The 19,349-nt window shown below is 42.7% G+C and carries 18 protein-coding genes; 6 read left to right on the top strand and 12 right to left on the bottom strand.

Annotated features, from left to right (window positions below; translation table 11 throughout):
- Positions 1-169 precede the first annotated feature (169 nt).
- The 4 genes from LX64_RS02575 to LX64_RS02560 are packed head-to-tail and all read right to left on the bottom strand — an operon-like array spanning position 170 to position 7,723.
- Entirely contained in the window at positions 170-1,504 is a 1,335-nt protein-coding gene (locus tag LX64_RS02575) for a glycosyl hydrolase family 18 protein (RefSeq protein WP_111596033.1), read from the bottom strand.
- Positions 1,505-1,535: 31 nt separating this feature from the next.
- Complete coding sequence (locus tag LX64_RS02570) at positions 1,536-3,134, bottom strand: SusD/RagB family nutrient-binding outer membrane lipoprotein (RefSeq protein WP_158538505.1); 1,599 nt, start codon at positions 3,132-3,134, stop codon at positions 1,536-1,538.
- Positions 3,135-3,144: 10 nt separating this feature from the next.
- Positions 3,145-6,645 carry a SusC/RagA family TonB-linked outer membrane protein gene (locus tag LX64_RS02565; protein WP_111596031.1) on the bottom strand — a complete coding sequence of 1,167 codons (3,501 nt, stop codon included), beginning with the start codon at positions 6,643-6,645 and terminating at the stop codon, positions 3,145-3,147.
- A 52-nt stretch (positions 6,646-6,697) separates the two neighbouring features.
- Positions 6,698-7,723, bottom strand: coding sequence for a FecR family protein (locus LX64_RS02560; RefSeq protein ID WP_111596030.1), 1,026 nt, complete (start codon positions 7,721-7,723; stop codon positions 6,698-6,700).
- Positions 7,724-7,847: 124 nt separating this feature from the next.
- Between LX64_RS02560 and LX64_RS02555 the strand changes: the two genes are divergently transcribed.
- Complete coding sequence (locus LX64_RS02555) at positions 7,848-8,423, top strand: RNA polymerase sigma factor (RefSeq protein WP_111596029.1); 576 nt, start codon at positions 7,848-7,850, stop codon at positions 8,421-8,423.
- 80 nt (positions 8,424-8,503) lie between these two features.
- Here LX64_RS02555 and trxA (LX64_RS02550) read toward each other — a convergent pair whose 3' ends face one another.
- From trxA (LX64_RS02550) to LX64_RS02515, 8 genes are all read right to left on the bottom strand, one after another.
- Positions 8,504-8,821 carry a thioredoxin gene (trxA, locus tag LX64_RS02550; protein WP_111596028.1) on the bottom strand — a complete coding sequence of 106 codons (318 nt, stop codon included), beginning with the start codon at positions 8,819-8,821 and terminating at the stop codon, positions 8,504-8,506.
- Between the two features lie 181 nt (positions 8,822-9,002).
- The gene (trxA, locus tag LX64_RS02545) at positions 9,003-9,320 is read right to left on the bottom strand and encodes a thioredoxin (protein WP_111596027.1); all 318 of its coding nucleotides are present in this window, start codon (positions 9,318-9,320) and stop codon (positions 9,003-9,005) included.
- Positions 9,321-9,504: 184 nt separating this feature from the next.
- Entirely contained in the window at positions 9,505-9,822 is a 318-nt protein-coding gene (trxA, locus tag LX64_RS02540; RefSeq protein ID WP_111596026.1) for a thioredoxin, read from the bottom strand.
- Positions 9,823-10,002: 180 nt separating this feature from the next.
- Positions 10,003-10,317 carry a thioredoxin gene (gene trxA / locus LX64_RS02535; RefSeq protein ID WP_111596025.1) on the bottom strand — a complete coding sequence of 105 codons (315 nt, stop codon included), beginning with the start codon at positions 10,315-10,317 and terminating at the stop codon, positions 10,003-10,005.
- 160 nt (positions 10,318-10,477) lie between these two features.
- Positions 10,478-10,801: a thioredoxin gene (trxA, locus tag LX64_RS02530; RefSeq protein ID WP_111596024.1), complete on the bottom strand. Its 324-nt coding sequence runs from the start codon at positions 10,799-10,801 to the stop codon at positions 10,478-10,480.
- A gap of 107 nt (positions 10,802-10,908) precedes the next feature.
- Positions 10,909-11,805 carry an aldo/keto reductase gene (locus LX64_RS02525; protein WP_111596023.1) on the bottom strand — a complete coding sequence of 299 codons (897 nt, stop codon included), beginning with the start codon at positions 11,803-11,805 and terminating at the stop codon, positions 10,909-10,911.
- Positions 11,806-11,846: 41 nt separating this feature from the next.
- Positions 11,847-14,102 (bottom strand): glycoside hydrolase family 20 protein, encoded by a 2,256-nt coding sequence (locus LX64_RS02520; RefSeq protein ID WP_111596022.1) that lies wholly within the window; start codon positions 14,100-14,102, stop codon positions 11,847-11,849.
- 93 nt (positions 14,103-14,195) lie between these two features.
- On the bottom strand, positions 14,196-15,608 hold the full coding sequence (locus LX64_RS02515) for a serine hydrolase domain-containing protein (protein WP_158538504.1): 1,413 nt from the start codon (positions 15,606-15,608) through the stop codon (positions 14,196-14,198).
- A gap of 131 nt (positions 15,609-15,739) precedes the next feature.
- Here LX64_RS02515 and ureA point away from each other — a divergent pair, with 131 nt between their 5' ends.
- From ureA to LX64_RS02490, 5 genes are read left to right on the top strand one after another with little or no spacing between them, the layout of a single operon-like run.
- The gene (gene ureA / locus LX64_RS02510; RefSeq protein ID WP_111596020.1) at positions 15,740-16,042 is read left to right on the top strand and encodes an urease subunit gamma; all 303 of its coding nucleotides are present in this window, start codon (positions 15,740-15,742) and stop codon (positions 16,040-16,042) included.
- A gap of 12 nt (positions 16,043-16,054) precedes the next feature.
- The gene (gene ureB, locus LX64_RS02505; protein ID WP_111596019.1) at positions 16,055-16,429 is read left to right on the top strand and encodes an urease subunit beta; all 375 of its coding nucleotides are present in this window, start codon (positions 16,055-16,057) and stop codon (positions 16,427-16,429) included.
- Positions 16,426-18,147 (top strand): urease subunit alpha, encoded by a 1,722-nt coding sequence (ureC, locus tag LX64_RS02500; protein WP_111596018.1) that lies wholly within the window; start codon positions 16,426-16,428, stop codon positions 18,145-18,147. The genes ureB and ureC overlap by 4 nt, the downstream gene beginning before the upstream one ends.
- 13 nt (positions 18,148-18,160) lie before the next feature.
- Positions 18,161-18,658 (top strand): urease accessory protein UreE, encoded by a 498-nt coding sequence (gene ureE / locus LX64_RS02495; protein WP_111596017.1) that lies wholly within the window; start codon positions 18,161-18,163, stop codon positions 18,656-18,658.
- Complete coding sequence (locus LX64_RS02490; RefSeq protein ID WP_245952518.1) at positions 18,642-19,328, top strand: urease accessory protein UreF; 687 nt, start codon at positions 18,642-18,644, stop codon at positions 19,326-19,328. Before ureE ends, LX64_RS02490 begins: the two co-directional genes overlap by 17 nt.
- Positions 19,329-19,349 lie beyond the last annotated feature (21 nt).

Below are 19,349 nucleotides of genomic sequence, written 5' to 3'. Positions count from 1 at the left end.
CTAAACATTAACAAAAAAGGCACCAAAGAGCCTTAAATTCACCTTCAATTACAAATCCTACACACAAATTCCATTTTACAATAACAAGCCGGATTTGAGCCTAAAAAAGAGAAAGGGCCGCCACCGAAGTTTGCGACCCTACCCTGTTATACCACTTTGTATTTTGCAATTACTTGTTTAAAGCGTCGTTGAGGACTTTCATGAGCGAATTACCATTTTCTGCATCATAATCTGCAGCCCATAAGTAAGCGCCTTTAAAAGCACCGGCTTTGATATAATCGGCTTTTTGTTTCACGAGCGGTTTACCGTTGAAGTAAATACCTTTACTACTGTTAATCATTTCTTTATCGGCTGCTGTATTATCAAGCGCGATAATGTCTTTGAAAGGCACGTAATCGTAGGAACCCCAACTAGCATTGTTGCCATTGTCATCTAACTCCAAGTAGCGTAAACCAAATGCCGGTATACCTACTACCACTTTCGATGCACCCACTTTATTCACCCAAATCGCCGCTTTATCCAACATGTACTGGTAGCTCGATGCTTGGCCTAAAGGCGCACCCGGACCCACAAAAGTTGGATCTTCAAAAGCACGTACGTTAACCCAATCAGCATTCGATACATTCGGGTAATCCCAATGTTGCCAACCTACACCACCTGTAAGGGTTACCAATGAATTAGCCGGCAATGCTGCGCGTAATTCGTTGATGAATGTACCCAGCTTAGAAAGGTTTTGTGCATATAAACCAGAGTTAATGTCGGTCATTACCAAGTCAACACCATCGAAGCCTTTCGCGGTTACATAGTTTTTAATATTGTTCAGCAAGATAGCACGGGCGGCATCGTTGTAGATAGCTTGACCGAAATCGTTGGCTTCGTACAAAGCCCATCCATCAACACCCGATAAACGACCCGTAAGGCCGAGTAATACACGGCGACCGGCGATATGCCCACGGGCAACCATTTCATCGGCGCGTTGATTGGTTTCACCGGCGGAAACGTCGAGTGCGCCATCGGTTGTGACTTTACCTGCCAAGAATGATACGTGTGTTACGTTATCCCAGTTCACGCTGGCGGCAGAGCCTCCGCTTGTTACATACCCTAATGCTACTTTTGTGAAGGGCTTCGGTTCGTAAGTCGAAGGCTTTACGAGCACTTTAGTAGAACGTACGCTGGCAAGGCCGCCGTAAGTGGCTTCTAAAGTCAAGGCGAATTCGCCGCCGGTTGTGGGGGTGAATGTGAAAGCAGTGTCGGTGGATACTTCTTTTCCATCTACCTTCCAAGATACTTTTACTTGGCCGGCAGGAGAGAATAGTAAACCGGTGAATGCAACAGATTCGCCCCCGTTAATAACATGACTAGGCGTTTGAAATACGTTTTTCTGGTCGAAAATTCTCGGTTGATCACCGGGTTTCCAACCTGGATCGCTTACATCATTTTTATTGCAACTATTGCCTATAACTAGGATGGCAGCGAGTATTAGAAGATGATATATTTTTCTCATGATCGTTTCTTTTTAATTGGAATGGTGATGATTAGAGTTCTTTATCCCACCATACACGTTTATTCCAGCTATTGCCGCCAAGCGCGTCGGCAGCTTTTTGATAATTGGCGGCATTTTGTTCCCTTTCGATCAAAGGATATTCGAATCTACGTGGGATGGTTTCCGAGTTCGACAAACCAGGTACATAACCCGGTGTTAAATTCGGGAAACCACTTCTGCGCCAATTCGCATATGCTTCCGGCCCGTTTAAGAACAAGGCCACCCACAATTGCGAGTTGATCATTTGTAATTCGCGTCCAGGTGCCAACACGTTATCTGCTTGGAATTGCGATAATTGCGTGTTGGTAAATGTTGGCCCGTTGGGGAATAAACTCAATTGATAAAAGGCCGCTTCAATCCCTTTGTTGTAGTGATATTTATAATCACCTCCATTCACCGTTAAATTCCAACGGAAGCATGCTTCTGCTGTTAAGAATTCTACTTCGGCTAATGTTAAGTGTAAGAAGGGAGCATTGTTCGATAATAAAAAGTTGGCCGGTTGCATTTTTTGGGCGTTATTGTCTGCTTCTACTGATCCTACGCCTGGTACGTTCACATAGATGGTATTCATCCAATCGTCCCAGTTGTATTTACCAGGTGCAACGCCTGTCCAACCGCCGACCGCTACCACTTGTTCGGTGATATCGATACGTTCTTTGAACCTTGTTGAATTATTCGCTAAGTAATAGCGTGCTAATTTAGGTAAGCGAGGATCGTTAGTACCTCGCATATAATCTACAAACGTTTGCGACATGCGGAAAGGCATACCGGGATCTTGGTTCATTGCGCCAGATAAGCCATTACCCCGTAGATCGTCGTACGTATTTTGAATATCTGCGTGGCGCATTAACACAATATCATTCACATTATTCATTACCCCTGCTGCGAACGCTTTCTCTGCTTCTTCGCGGGCTTTTGTAGGGTTAACCTTCGTTAAGCGCATGGCTAAACGGAGGTGTAATGAATTGGCGAATGTTTTCCACTGTGCAATGTTTCCTTTGAACCAAAGATCTGTAGGAACAGGATCTTTAGCAGGATCGAGTTGTGCAGAAGCTTCTGCTAATTCTTTAAAGAAATCGGTATAGATATCTTCTTGTTTATCGTATTCCGGGAACGTAATTTTTTGTGAATAACCCGATGATGCTTGTTTGTACGGGATATCGCCATGCAAATCCGTTAAGCGGGCAAAGGAATAAACTTTCAAGATACGCGCTACGGCGTTCATGTTAGTTTTCGTCGCATCGCCTTTTGTACGGTTAACGGCATCTGAAATATTCAGTACATCGGTTAAATACGTAGGTGCCCATAAAGCTGAGAAATAAGATTCTTGCTTTACATAGGCAGCGCCGTATTGTGCACCCCATGCACCGCCTAAGTGTTGTACAATAGGTACTGTAATGAAAGCCCCGATTCTTTCGTTGGTAGTTAAATCGCCCGAGAAGCGCGCTTCTACTAAGGCTATTTGCAAGCCGGGGTCCATCGAACTACTTTTCGTAGGGTCGATATTCATGTCGCCGAAATCGTTACAGGAAAACAGGGCGGCAGTAGTACCGATGGTGAAGAATATTTTATGAAGATGTGTGAATTTCATTTGTTGCTTTTTAGAATTTAACATTCAAGTTAATACCCCAGCTTCTGCGGGAAGGCAATGAACCGTATTCTAAACCTTGACCGTTACCGTTGTTGTAGTTCGAATCTGGATCTACGTTCGGTACGTTTTTATGAATGATAAACGGGTTACGACTAACAATTGCGATGCTCGCAGCTGTTAAGCGCATGCTTTTCAATACGTTTTTCGGAATGCTGTAATTCAATGAAATCTCGCGCACTTTAATGTAAGATGCATCGTAGATGAACGGCGTAATAATACCTTCATTGTCGTTATAATAAGAACCGAAATAAGTAGCAGGATTGATCGCGCGTGTATTTTTCGCGTAGATTGGTTTACCTTGACCATCTACACCTGTTTGTACTACACCTTGCGGCACATACCCTTTCACTTGGCCCATGGCTTCCCATTCTTGCGGTGTTTTATTAGCCGCTAGTCTTGCTTCTTCCGACTTCATCCATTCGTTTCTACCTTCTGTAGTAGAAATATGGCTACCGCGGATTACGGCGAAGAGGTTCGTCATGGAATACAAATCGGCACCTTGTTTAATATCGAGGATGGTATTAAGGGTGAAGTTTTTGTAGCTGAGGGAGGTGTTCAAACCGCCAGTCCAGTCCCAAGTACCTTTACCTTGAGCCGTTCTGTTGGTCGATCTTTTAGGTGCGAGTGTGATTGGGTCGAGCACAATGTTACCGGCATCATCCTTCATGTAATCGTACCCAAGGATGGTACCATATGGCAAATTGGGTTGTGCTACTACCGATACACCTAACCAACGAGCTTCCGACAATGGTAAGAAGGCGATACCATCGCTTAAGTTTAACACGGTGTTTTTATTGTGTGCGAAGTTTACGCTCACGAACCAGTTAAAGTCTTTTGTTTGAACAGGTGTACCCGATAATAAGATTTCCACCCCTTTATTCTGGATAGTACCGGCGTTTTTAATTTCTTGTTCAAAACCGCTTGATACCGGTGCAGGAACATTCACGATTTGATCGCGCGAGTCTTGCGTATAGTATGTTAATTCGAAGCCAACGCGGTTATCGAATGCTTTCATTTCCGTACCAATCTCGAATGAGCGTGTACGTGTTGGGCGTAATACATCTGGTGGTTTAATACGGTTGCTAATACCACCTACTGCTTGATCGTTTACCGGGTATTTTTGTAAATCGTAGTAAAGATTCAACCTGAATGGATCGGTATCGCTACCTACTTCCGCTACTGAGGCCCTGATTTTACCGAAGGTGATCACATCTTTAGGAATGTGGAATGCGTCGGTGAAAATGAAGCTAGACGATAATGATGGGTAGTAATATACGTTTTCACTTAATGCTAAAGTAGAAGCGGCATCCCTACGAAACGAACCATCTACATACAACCAATTCTTATACCCTACGCTGAACATACCGTAGAAAGAATTGATTTGTTTACGCCAAGCGATATCGGTAATTACTTTGTCTTTAAAGCTGTTGTACGATACATTATCGGTTACTACCATATCCGTAGCTTCCATGTACGTACCTGGCGATGTACGGTGTGAAATACTTCCACCTAAACGTGCTGCCAAGTTCCAGTTCTTACTTACTTGCTTTTGCGCTGTTAAGAGGAAATCGGCTTCTGTTGTACTAAAACGTTGTTCTGTACCTTGTAAACGACCCGATAATGCGCCCGGTGTGGTTTTAGGACTGAACTTTCTATAAGAGAAATAAGTTTGATCGGTATTGATACGACCTTGCAAACTTAACCAGCTAGTGAACTGGTAGTTAGCGGTAATACCCCCAATGATGCGGTTTTTACGGGTTGTATTGCGCATTTCGTTGATCACCCAGTAAGGGTTCAAACGGTATTCGCCACCGCCCCAGTTGATATATTCGCCGCGTTCGTTTTTATACGCTTGTTCAAATAATGATTGGTCAACTGTATTTGCTAAACCTACGAAGTTGTTACCAATATTACCTGCATCGTCGGCCAAGGCCGGGCGATTCTTCACGTATTCACGCATATACATCACCTTCGCATCGATGGTTAATTTCTCACCGAACTTAGAATTGGTGGTTAAGTTGAACGTATTCCTTTCCATGTAACTGCCTGGTACGATATCGTTATTACGCATATCGCTGGCCGATAAACGGAAACCGGTGTTTGCTACGTGGTTAGTGAGGGAAACGGTGTTGGTAGTAGTAGAACCTGTTCTAAAGAAGTTAGAGATATTGTTCTTTACCAAGCCGTATGGGCGCTGCTTACCATCATACCCTACAACATTAATCCCTGGATCGAGCTTAGCACCCCAGTTGCTGAATAATGTTTCGCGTGATTGGTTGAAGTCGCGAGGTACGGTACCGTTGGTACCTTGACCATATTCGTATTGGTAATCGTCGAACCGTGTTAATTGTTGTTCGATAGAAGTGGTGCTATTGAATTCGATACCTAAATCTCTTTTACCGGCCCCTTTCTTTGTAGTAATCAAAATTACACCGTGAGAAGCGCGGCTACCGTATAAGGCAGAAGCACTAGGACCTTTCAATACGCTGATAGTTTCAACATCATCGGGGTTGATAGCGGAGATGGCATCACCAAAATCGTACCCGCTGCCGTAGCGGTCGTTACCTGCTTGGCCGTAGTTAGAGTTATCGATAGGCACACCATCTACTACGTAGAGCGGTTGGTTATTACCCGAAATTTCCGTGTTACCGCGGATGATAACGCGGGACGAACCGGCAGGACCACCGGCAGTTTGGTTGATAATTAAACCCGGTACGCGGCCAGCCAAAGAGTTGATCACGTTTGTTTCGCGGGCTTTCTTCATATCGTCGCCCTTCACATCGGCATACGCGTAACCGAGTGCGCGGGCTTCACGTTTGATACCTAAAGCAGTTACTACAACCGTGTTTAAGTCGGTTGCTTTATCTTCAAGCGTGATGTTAAGTACAGTATTGCCAGCAGTAACGGTTTGTGTTTGCGGTTCGTAACCGATCATCGTAAACACGAGTTCGTCGCCTACATTCGCTTCAATCGTGAAGCTACCGTCGGCACCGCTTTGCGTGGCTTTGTGGAAAGTTTTGTTTTGAATAGAAACGCCGGGCATTGGTTCGCCTTTGGCATTTTTAATTTTACCTGCAATAACAATAGGCGCTTGTACTTTTGTTGCAGGGTTATCCTTTTGGGATTGGATCATCACAATATTATCCGCGATTTTATAGCGGGTATTGATATGATCACAGAGTTTTGCAATGAGTGCGTCGAGTTCGGCATTGTCCACCTTTAAATGGATGGATCTATTTTCTTTAAGGCCGTGTGGATTGTAAGAAAAGCGCACATTCGTTTGGGCTTCAATATCTTTGAAAACCTTGCTGAGTGAGGCATTTTTCCAATTAAATGAATACAACTTAGGCGTAGGTTGCGCATAGATACCAGTGGGCAGCCAGCACAGCATAATAAGCAGTGCCGACCTCACCGAATAACTCCGAAAGCAACAGGGTAGAACTTTCTTCATTTACGTAGATTTTGTAAATAAGCGTTTGTGGTTGATAAAATACTTGGTTGAATTAAAAGCGTATGATTACTGCGTGTCCTTTGTGATCGAATTTGAAATTGTTCGTAAAGCTAATGGCATCCAGCACTACGTCGACTTGTTCATTATAAAACGTACCTGTAAACATCACCGTATCTTTCGGTTTATTTACCACATTTACTTGTACACCATAGTTTTCTTCAATGGTTTGAATGATAGTAGCTAAATCAGCCTTATCAAAAATCACCTTTCTACTTACCCAATTTTGTATATACTGTATATCAATATTTGACTTTACAATTGTATTAGAATGCTTTGCTACGCTAGCTTTTTCTCCGGGTGTTAATAAAGTAGATGAAAGGGTTTCACTTACTTCGTTCATCATGTTCACTTTAACTTTACCGCTGGCTAGCATAACGGTGAGCGAATCGTCGTCTTGGTATTTAATTTTAAAGGCCGTACCGAGTACTTCGGTGGCTACGTTACCGGTTTTAACGATAAACGGTTGAGCAGCATCTTGGTATACGGAGAAATAGGCTTCACCATCCATTTGTACAAGGCGGCATTGTTGGTTATAGCCTTCGTTGATGCGCACAATGGTATTAGGGTTTAAGATAGCCTTTGTACCGTCGGGCAAAGTGGTTTCAATTCGTTGATCGGCAGGTGCTTGTGCAAATACTTTAAACTTAGCAGATTGGAGAACGGAGGCTGTTGTTTGAGCCGTGTTAGCTTGGAAGAAGTATACACTGCTTGCGAGCAATACTAATAAGCAAGCTGCAGCAGCTGCCCAGCGCCAGTATACGACTTTTGTGCGTTTGGTCGACAATTGATCGATTCCATGTTCCACCCGGTGCCAAGCGGCAGTTTTCTGCGTTTGGGATGGTTTTATGGCCATGAGCAAGCATAATTCTTTCGCTTCGGCGATCGTTTTTGCTTGTTGGGGATGATTGTTGATATAGTGTTCCCAGAACACGATGTCTTCTTCGTTCAGCTGTAGACAATATTGTAAGAAGCTGTCGTTCAATAAGAAATCGGTGGTAGAATACTTGCTTAAGTCCATAAATTGCGCGTTCTACATACAAGTGCGGGGAACATTCAATTTTTACCAATGATTTCACAAGTTTTTTTTTGAATGATATTTTTGTATCTTAAGCAGGCAAGTAAAATCACAACCTAACGCTTTCATGTACGCCAATAGTCTCGACATACACAATCATTGGGAACTTATGGCTGATGGCGATAAGGAATCTTTCTACAGGTGTTTCAACGCTGTTTACGATGATTTATACCGGTTGGGGATTTATTTATACCGCGACCAGTACCTTGTACAAGAAAGCATTAATGAATTATTTCTTGAATTATGGAAGATTCGCGCAAAATTGACGGATGTTCACAATAAGCAGCAATATATCATTACCATCTACAAACGCATCTTATATAAAACACATGCGAAATTAAATACGGGCGCGCATGAGCCGGTGGAGAACATAGAAGAAATACCCCAACTTTCACAACCATCATACGAAGAACTCCTGATTTCAGCCCAAACCAACGACGGCATTCAACAGAAGCTAAAACGTGCCCTTACCCAGTTAACGGCCCGCCAATCGGAATTGATCAAGATGCGCTTTTACGAGGCCATGAGTTACAAAGAAATGGCGGAAAAGACTTCTTTAACAGAGCGGACCATATATAATACCTTGCATAACGCGCTGGAAGTACTACGCAAGCATATGTACTTTTTCTTTTCTTGGGTATAATCTTCCCCCACCAAACAACAAAGGCTCCCAAATTGGAAGCCCTTGCAGTATAACGTAATATTATAATACACGGAGATCGACTACAAATTCATTTGAATCCTCTGTTCTAGCTCAGCTTTCGGATGGGCGCCTACTACTTTATCTACCAACTGCCCTCCTTTAAAGAATAAGATTGCTGGTATGGAAGTAACACCATAATTAACAGGCGTTTCAGGGTTATGATCCACATCCAATTTGCCTACGTCTACTCGCCCGGCATAATCTTGTGCTAATTCTTCAATGATAGGGCCAATTGCTCTACACGGGCCGCACCATCCGGCCCACATATCTACAACAACTAATTTGTCATTATCTAATACTTCTGTTCCGAAGTTTCCGTCGGTGAATTCGAGTGTCATATGTTTTGGGTTTTGATGTTAACCAAGTTAAGTGTACCGGTGTTCAGGTAATATCACTTGTATATTGCCGAAGCAGAATATACTTCACGTTAGGGTATAAAAAGCCTGCTTATTAACAACAAAGGTTCCGTACAAGAAATATTTGTTGAATAATATGCACCTTGTAATACATGGAAATCGACTACATGTTCATTTGAATCTTTCTTTCGAGTACTGCTTTAGGTACTGCGCCTGTAATTTTATCTACTACCTTACCACCTTTAAAGAATAAGATAGCCGGAATAGAAGTAATACCGTAGTCAACCGCTGTTTCAGGGTTATGATCGACATTTACTTTGCCGATATCTACTTGTCCTGCGTAATCTTTTGATAATTCTTCAATGATAGGACCAATTGCTCTACAAGGACCGCACCATTCGGCCCACATATCTACAACTACTAATTTGTCTGAGTTGATTACTTCTGTTTCGAAGTTTGCGTCGGTGAATTCAAGTGCCATATGTTTTGGGTTTTTATTATTAACAAAGGTATTTGTATACGGGTTCAAGCAACATCGATTGTATTGATGTATAGATCAATACTATTGATGCGTAGATTGAGAAAAATTGCTTACCTGTGGTCTTGATAATGATTAGCTGGGAAGGGGTAGGGGAAAACGTATAAATAACTGTACAAGTAACAAACTACATATGCGCCATAATCTTCTTTTCAAATTCAGCCTTGGGACGAGCGCCTACTACTGTATCTACCAGTCTACCTCCTTTAAAAAATAAGATAGCCGGTATTGAACGAACGTCATAATCAATAGCTAATTGCGGGTTATGATCGATGTTAACTTTTCCAACATCTACCTGTCCTCTAAAATCTTTATATAATTCTTCTATAATAGGAGCAAGTGCTCGGCAAGGACTGCACCATTCGGCCCACATATCTACAACTACTAATTTATCATTATTTAATACTTCTGTTTCGAAGTTACTGCCGGTAAATTCAAGTGCCATATTTTTTTGGTTTTTAATTATTAACAAAGTTCTGTGTATACGGGTTCAAGCAACATCAACTGTATTGATGTATAGATCAATACTATAGATGCGTAGATTGAGAAAAATTGCTTACCTGTGGTCTTGTTAATGATTGGCTGGGGAAGTGAGGGGGAACGTATAATAAACTATGCTTGCAAACTACTTATACTTTTCAATCCTGTTTTCATATTCTTCTTTGGGATGAGCACCTACTATTTTATCTAGCAGCTTTCCATCTTTAAAAAACAAGAAAGTGGGTATTGAATGAACATCATACTGTGGAGGTATCCTAGGATTATCTTCTACATTGAAATTACCAACAGTTATTTGACCAGCATAGTTCATGGCTAATTCTTCTATAATGGGCCTCATTTCTTTACAAGGTCTACACCATTCAGCCCACATATCTACTAAAACTAATCCTGTTGCGTTTAAAACATCTGAATTAAAGCTATCATCTGTTATGAGTACCATTTTTTTAAAGGTTTAATATGAAAAATAGTGTGTATCCGGGGTTGAAGTAATATATCAATCGTTCCGATATAGCTATCGATATATTTATTAAAAAATACTTACCTGTGAACTTGCTTGTAATGGTTGGAGAAGGGGGATATTGCAATATATAAAATAGGCTTTATACGCTACCATGCTTTTCAATATGCTTTACAAATTCAGCCATGGGATGAGCGCCCACTATTTTTTCTACTAGCTTTCCGTTTTTAAATAATAAGAAAGTGGGTATTGAATGAATTTTATAATGCTTAGCTGTTTTGGGATTACTATCTAAATCAATCAACCCAACAATTAATTTCCCAGCAAATGTCTTCGCTAATTCTTCCATGATTGGCCTCATCTCTTTACAGGGTCTACACCATTCAGCTACCACATCTACTAATACTAACTTATCAACATATAAAACATCACTTTCAAATCTATTGTCTGAAGTTACAAAGATCATTTTAGGGGTTTAAATATTAACAATTGGAGTGTCCCCGGGGTCAAGTAACATCGATAGTTTCGAGGAATTGCTCAAAACTATCGATGTATGTATTGAGTAAAAATCGCTTACCTGTGTTCTTGATAAAAATGTGCCGGTGCTGCATCCAATAAGGATTTGTACTCGGCATTAGTCATACCTGGTGCATCACATACACCCACTGCATCGCGGAGGTGATTCATGGTGCGAATACCTACTACTGCCGATGTAACAGCCGGGTTTTGTAATACGAATTCCAATGCTGTTTGGGCTGCGTTACGTTTCGGGCCGCTTACACTGCGTACAGCCATGGCCACGCGTTTCACATCTTCTTCGGTATGATCTAAGAAGGTAGTAGGGCGTTTGTACACCAACATACCTTTCGCCAAGCTACCACGTGCTAGTACACCGATATTATTTTCTTCCAACAAAGGCAGGCATTCTTCTTCCGGGCGGCGATCGAGCAAACCGTATTGCATCATTACGCTACTGATATTCGATTTAGCTACGTATTCGCGGATCACATTCGGACGAATGCTTGAAATCCCGTAATGGCGAATTTTACCTTGTTGTTTTAATAATTCGAATGCTTCAATTACCTCGTCGATATTATCTTCCATGGTGCCGCCGTGTAATTGGTATAAGTCGATATAATCGGTTTGCAAGCGTTTGAGACTTTCTTCTACAGCTTGTAGAATCCATTCCTTGCTAGCATCCCAATGCCATCCTTCGCCATCGTTATTCCAGCGGTTACCCACTTTGGTGGCGATATATACTTTTTTACGTTGGCCACGTAAGGCTTTACCGAGCGTGATTTCGTTATATCCTTGTGCATATAAATCTGCCGTATCAAACAAGTTAATACCTTCCAATATGGCATTCCTAATCACTTCCTCGTTATCGGCATCGTTTGTGCCTAAACTCATGCATCCGAACGAGATTTCACTCACTTTCAAATCCGAATTTCCCAAAACATTGTATTCCATATCTTGCTTATTTATATGCTTTTGCACAATAATTGTACCTTTTAGTCGACGGTGATTTCATCTGTAAAGAGGAAACCACGTTGCACATTCTTGGCAACAACGCGAAGGTAACGTGTTTGTACGTTGTTCAGCGTAGTGCTGTATGTTTTTACTTCTGGTACATCGCGCGTAGCAGGTACATCGTTTTGAATCGTGGCGGCAGACGTGAAATTCACCCCGTCGTTCGATGTTAATATCTCGATGCTACCCGGCATATAAATACCTACGCCAATCATTTGCATAAAACGCATCGACACTTTATTCACATTTTGCGTAGTGCCAAGGTCGATTGTTACATCTATACCGTCTTTTCCATCGAAACCTTGCCATTGACCATCGCTATAAGAATAGTTACCTGTGTAGCCGTTTGTTAACGTGCTATCATCTTGTGCGTGGTATTTCTTACTGTACGGTGCATTGTACGTTACTTTTTTGCCAATGGCCTTGTGGAAATTGATATCGATTGTAGAGGGTTCACTAAGTGCCAACGTATCTTCAAAGATCGCGGCAGCTACAACTGCGTGGCCTTTAACCGGTACAGGGCCGGTATAAAGGGGCGATTGCATAGTAGGCGTGGAACCATCGAGCGTATAACGAATTTGAGGTTGATAATGTTCACTTTCCATACGAACGGAAATTGTTTGCGCGGCTTTATCTACTTGTGTTTCAAATTCTACGGCATTGGAAGGTCGGCAGTAGTTAATGAACATCCTTTGTAGCATACCTGCGTGGGCACGTAAGCGCTTTTGGAAGCTCGGCCAGTTTTTCAGTTCTTTCTGCGTCCAGTTGAGTTCAGCTACGGCAAATACGCGTGGGAACATCATGTATTCGAGGTGTTCTGAAGTGGGGATGTATTCTGTCCACGTATTGGCTTGCGCACCGAGTACGTGCTTAGCTTCGTCGGCTGTTAATTCTGCGGGTTGTGGTTCGTAGAAGTACACTTTACGTAAAGGTAAGTGAGGGCCGAAGCCTTTCGGCTGTTTGGATAATTCGGCTTGTGGGTGATCGAAGTAGAGGAAATTCTCCGGTGTCATAATTACATCATGACCTTGTTTGGCTGCTTCGATGCCTCCTTTTTCACCTCTCCAGCTCATAACCGTCGCTTCCGGCGCAAGGCCTCCTTCTAGGATTTCATCCCATCCTAAGAGTTTGCGTTTATTTTTCACGAGGAATTTCTCCATACGTTTTACTGCATAGGATTGTAATTCGTCGACATCTTTTAAATGTTCTGTATCCATGCGCTTTTTGCATTTAGGGCAAGTTTTCCATGCGCGTTTGCTGGCTTCATCGCCACCAATGTGGATATATTTGGAAGGGAAAATGTCCATTACTTCGGTAAGTACATCTTCAAGGAAAGTAAACGTGCTATCGTTGCCGATACAGAAATCGCCGTTTGTGTAGGGAATACCGCTACAGCTTAAATGTGGATAAACCGCTAACACTTCTTCGCTATGGCCGGGCATTTCGATTTCCGGGATTACGGTAATGCCGAGTTCTTTGGCATAGGCAACTACTTCGCGGGCTTGCTGCTGCGTGTAGTAACCGCCGTAGGCACTAGCACGACCTTCTTCGCTGTAACGGCTTGGGCGGGTTTTGCGCCAATCGGCATGCGTGTTTTGTGTGCGGAAAGCTGCGTGTTTTGTGAGTTCGGGGTACTTTTTAATATCCAATCTCCAACCTGCGCCATCTACGAGGTGCCAATGGAAGGTATTAAGTTTGTACAAGCTCATCACCTCCAATAATTTCTTCACCTCGGCAACAGGGAAAAAGTTACGCGATACATCGAGGTGCATACCGCGGTACGAGAACCGCGCGCTATCTTGGATATCAACAGCTGGAATAGCTGTTACATCATTGCGTGTAAGAATAATTTGTTGTAAAGATTGCATACCATACAAAGCCCCTTGTGCAGAACGTGCATAGATGGTAATATGGTCGGGGGTAATGTGCAATCGATACGCTGTAGAATCGCCTTTGGTTTTAAGTGTTTTAAACGAAATAGTGTTAGCAGCTGTAGTTGCATTAGAGCTTACGTACACAGAACGATGCGTAATATAAGGTTGTGATGACAATAATTTAGCCACCGGCAAGAAAGCTGCGGTTGACATAATTCTTGTTTTGCCGTTTAACGAAAACGATCCTTCCAGGACCTTCACAGAGGCCGGTTGTGGAATAATATTAATGGGATCGGAAATTTGGCCAAACAGCTGGCTGCTAAGCAACATGCTAACAAATAATACAATGCCGCGTTGAAACATGATTTTATATGATTTAGTGTGGATGCCCTAAATATACAAGAAAGAAAACACGGTGTTAGCAGAGTTTTACGAGCGGCATTGTTGGGAAAACACTTATAAATCCAACATAATACCACGTTCCACGGCCGATAAACGGTTTTGTGCCGAACCATCGTTTGTGAAAATAATGCAGGCTGATTGTTGATTGGGATAAAGCTTCAAGATACTATTGAAAGAACCACTGGTAGAACCTGTGTGGAAAATCTCTGATTGTCCTAAGCAATTCGTACCTAGCATCCAACTAATGCCCACCTTCCTGTACTTATCTTCGAAAGTTTGATGATGCGATAATTCCATGGCTTTATGCTTGCCCGAAAGCTGTGCTACGGCAAACTTCAGCATATCATTGATGGTTGAATTTAAGCGGGGACCACCGTAGAAGAAGCCGGATGACTGAATCATAGGAATAGTGTCGCCGCTGGGCCTGTAGCCTGTTACGATACGTTTCATATCGGCATCGCTGAGGTCGATTTTGGTATCGAACATGTTGAGGTTCTTCTTGAGGAAGTTGGTAAGTATTTGTTCGTAGGGCTGTTTGTACATGGTTTCTAGGGCAGCAACTAGTACGTGGTAGGCGAGGCCGTTGTAACTATACGTTGTGCCTGGTTGGCTTACGAGGGTAGCTTGGTGAAGATCGTGCAAGAGGGAGTCTTTGGGATAATACGTTTCCATGGCTTTCATTAAATCCAAGAAAGGCAAATCTGTAATGGATGAAGGCAATTCCCTTAAATCGTGTGGTAAACCAGATGTATGATTGGCTAATTGTACCAGCTGAATGGGTGTGCCGTTGTATTGGAGATTGGGGTAATTACCCGGTAAGTATTTCCGGACATCGTCGTCGAACTTCGCTTTTTTATCTACCACAGCTTGACTTAACATCATACCCACAAACACTTTCGCAATTGACCCCATCACGTAAATATTATCAGCCGAAGGTAATGGCCCATTTTTGCGGATAGCACCATAGTTATACACATATTTTTTACCGCTGCGTAGAATGCCAATAGACATGCCCGCGGTATTAGCTTGTAATAAATAGGCGGTGGCGTAATTGTGTACTATAGAATCTTGGTGAGATTGGAGTGGATTATCGTGAGGGAAATGCCTTCTACTATTGGGTTGCATTACAACATCGTCGATAAAATAATCATCAAACGATTGCTTGTCTTTCATTACCCAAGTTACACGGAGGTTCTTCTTTTCGCCACGCCATTCGAAGGTATGCCAGCTATTACAGTTCTGCAAGGGTTTAGCGAAGTTGATAGAACCTGTTTCCTCGCGGAGAGATTCGAGGTAACTGGTGAAGTCTTTTTCAGATTCCATTTGTTTCATTTGCTCGCTGCCCAGGGCGTAGATACCGGCGAAATCACGGTTATTATATTTTTCTAAAAGTTGCTGTGGCAAATCTTGTGCATATACCCCTACTGTCATCAACATCGTCCATATGCAAATAACAAAACGTTTCATGGCGTATAACATTTCTCTAAATTTACTATTCATCAACCCTACATCCTAATTAAAAAATTTTTAGCTCGGTAATTTTATCTAAATTACGATGGTCATACGCCAAGCAATACTACTCAACCAATTGTTACAATATGCATCTAACTGCACGAGAAACAGAGAAGTTATTGTTGTTCTTAGCCGGCGAACTTGCGGCTAAACGAAAAAACAGGGGCCTTAAACTCAACTACCCCGAAGCCATCGCCTACATTTCCAGTCATTTACAAGAAGCCGCCCGGGATGGGCAATCCGTTGCACAACTTATGCAATACGGTACTACCATTCTATCCCGTGAAGACGTGATGGAGGGCATTCCTGAAATGATCGACGAAATCCAAATCGAGGCTACTTTTCCCGACGGTACAAAACTCGTTACTGTACACCATCCCATTAAATAAAAAAACTTTTGTATGATACCTGGCGAATATTTTATCAAGGCAGGTGACATAACAGCAAATGATGGTCGTGATACCATTACCATAACTGTTGTGAATACCGGCGACCGCCCTATCCAAATAGGCGCACACTTCCATTTTTTTGAGGTGAATAAAATGATGCAGTTCAACCGCGAGCAAGCCTTCGGTAGGCGATTAAATATCCCGGCCGGGAACGCGGTGCGCTTTGAACCGGGAGAAGAAAAAGAGGTAAGCCTTACCCGCTTCGGCGGCAAGCAGGTAATTGTGGGGTTCAATAACCTCGTGAATGGTGCTGTACAAGATCCGAACATCAAAACCCAAGCCCTTGAGAAAGCGGCGGCATTGGGTTTTAAAACCAACAAAGCATGAGTTTACAAGTTCCTAAACATACATACGTTAGCATGTACGGACCCACGCAGGGCGACCGTGTGCGCTTAGCCGATACCAATTTGATAATCGAGATCGAAAAGGATTACAACGTGCATGGCGACGAAAGCAAGTTCGGCGGCGGTAAAAGTATCCGCGATGGCATGGCACAATCCGCTACTGCCATGCGCGCTGAAGGAGTAGCCGATTTGGTAATAACCAATGTGATGATTATTGACCATTGGGGTATTGTAAAAGGAGATATAGGGGTGAAAGATGGTAGAATAGTGGGCATTGGTCAATCGGGCAACCCCGATACCCAGGATGGCGTTCACCCAAACCTTATCATCGGTGCATCTACAGAAGTACATAATGGTAGCCATTTAATTGCTACTGCCGGTGGTATAGATACGCATATACATTTCATTTGTCCACAACAAATCGACCATGCGCTATTCAGTGGTATTACCACCATGATAGGCGGCGGTACAGGGCCGGCAGATGGAACAAACGCCACTACCGTTACACCAGGTGCATGGAACATACAACGGATGTTACAAGCCGCGGAGCAATACCCTATGAACTTGGGCTTCTTCGGTAAAGGGAATTGTGCAACCGAAGCACCGCTCGTAGAACAAATTGAGGCCGGTGCACTCGGACTGAAAATACACGAGGATTGGGGTGCCACACCAGCAACCATCGATGCAGCCTTGCATGTAGCGGATAAAATGGATGTACAAGTAGCTATACATACCGATACGTTAAACGAATCGGGTTTTTTAGAAGATACCATGAACGCTATTAATGGCAGGGTTATTCACACCTTCCATACAGAAGGAGCAGGTGGCGGCCACGCGCCTGATATTATCCGTGCAGCATCTTTTGAAAATGTATTACCGGCAAGTACCAACCCAACGCGCCCCTACACCGTGAATACGATAGATGAGCATTTGGATATGTTAATGGTATGCCATCACCTCGACAAGAAAGTAGCAGAAGACGTAGCCTTTGCTGATTCGCGCATACGCCCAGAAACCATTGCCGCGGAGGATATTTTACACGACTTAGGCGTGTTCAGTATTATGAGTTCCGACTCGCAAGCAATGGGACGTGTAGGCGAAGTAATTACCCGTACATGGCAAACGGCGCATAAAATGAAGCTACAAAGAGGCGCGCTTCCAGAAGATGCAGGTACAGACAACGACAACCTACGTGTAAAAAGATACATCGCTAAATACACGATTAACGCGGCATTAGCCCAGGGGATTTCGCAGCATGTGGGGTCATTAGAAGAAGGAAAGCTTGCAGACATCGTATTGTGGAAGCCGGCATTTTTTGGTGTGAAGCCGGAGATGATTATCAAAAGTGGCACCATCACCGCTAGCAGAATGGGTGATCCCAATGCTTCGATTCCTACACCACAACCTGTTATTTATAGGCATATGTTTGGCGCACATGGTAAAGCAGTATTGCAAAGTTGTGTAACCTTCGTATCACAAGCCGCCATCAACAACAATATTGGTGAACAATATGGTTTGCAAAAACAACTTATTCCAGTAAGTGGCTGTAGAACAGTACGCAAGAAAGATTTGATCCACAACAATGCCACGCCGGATATTACCGTAAACCCCGAAACATACGAAGTAAAGGTAGACGGCGAAACAATCACTTGCGAGCCATTAAAGGAATTACCATTGACGCAGCGATATTTCTTGTTCTAAAAATTGTGTTTGTATGCTGATTAGAGAGATTGTAGGCCATGTATTAAACATTGACATATCAAATAGAACACAAGACATACTTGACATTGAATGGTATGAAACCACTAAACGTATTGCGCGGAGAACCACGCGCAATGGGCAAGATATTGCATTGAAGTTACTACAAGAGAAAATGCGTTTACAAGATGGCGACATTCTCCATATGGATGAACAACAAGTCATCATTATCCACATTAAACCTTGCGAAGTATTACGTATAGCACCTGTCAACATGCGCGAAATGGCTGCTATTTGTTACGAAATTGGGAACAAACATTTGCCTTTATATATTGAAGGTGAAGCATTACTAATTCCCTATGAAGCACCCATTGATCGCTGGTTACAAGCAAGTGGATACAATGCTGAGAAAACAACAACACAGTTATTACACCCACTACAAACCAGCGTAACACCACATGGTAACGACACTTCCTTGTTCACTAAAATCTTACAATTTGCAGCCGGGAATTAGTTATATCGGTAAGCTGCTACACTTAGCAGATCCTACGTTACCAATTGGAGCGTATGCGCATTCCAATGGTGTAGAAACGTATGTGCAAAATGGGCACATCCATAATGCTACCACAGCGTTGCAATATGTACAGGATTACTTACAATACAACGTAGCTTATAACGATGCTGCCTTTGTAAAATTAGGGTACGAGGCAGAGAATATCGAAACACTTCTTCAACACGATACATTTGTTTCCGCATTAAAAGCAGCCATGGAACCAAGGGCCGCCAGCAATAAATTAGCAATGCGTACGATTAAAATATTCAATAAGCTGTATGATTACCCCATTATGCAAGCCTATGAAAAAGCGATCGTGCAACAGCAAGCCAGCGGGCATTATACCCTAACATTTGGGGCGTATGCACGGGCCATGGATATTCCTTTATACGAAACATTGTACGCTTTTTATTATAACACTTTAGTAAGTACCGTTACAAACTGCGTGAAGTTGATTCCAATTGGGCAACTTGAAGGGCAGCACATTATTCACAATTGTACGACGTTATTAGCGGATTGTATTTATACAACTATCCACTTAGATAATAAGCTTATTGGGATGTGCAATACAGCATTTGATATTCGCTGTATGCAACATGAGCGACTGTATTCGCGGTTATACATGTCGTAGTATTTATCAACAAAATCAATT

It is taken from the genome of Chitinophaga skermanii (assembly GCF_003259335.1).
Lineage (GTDB): Bacteria > Bacteroidota > Bacteroidia > Chitinophagales > Chitinophagaceae > Chitinophaga > Chitinophaga skermanii.
This window is presented reverse-complemented; position numbering and strand designations above follow the sequence as displayed.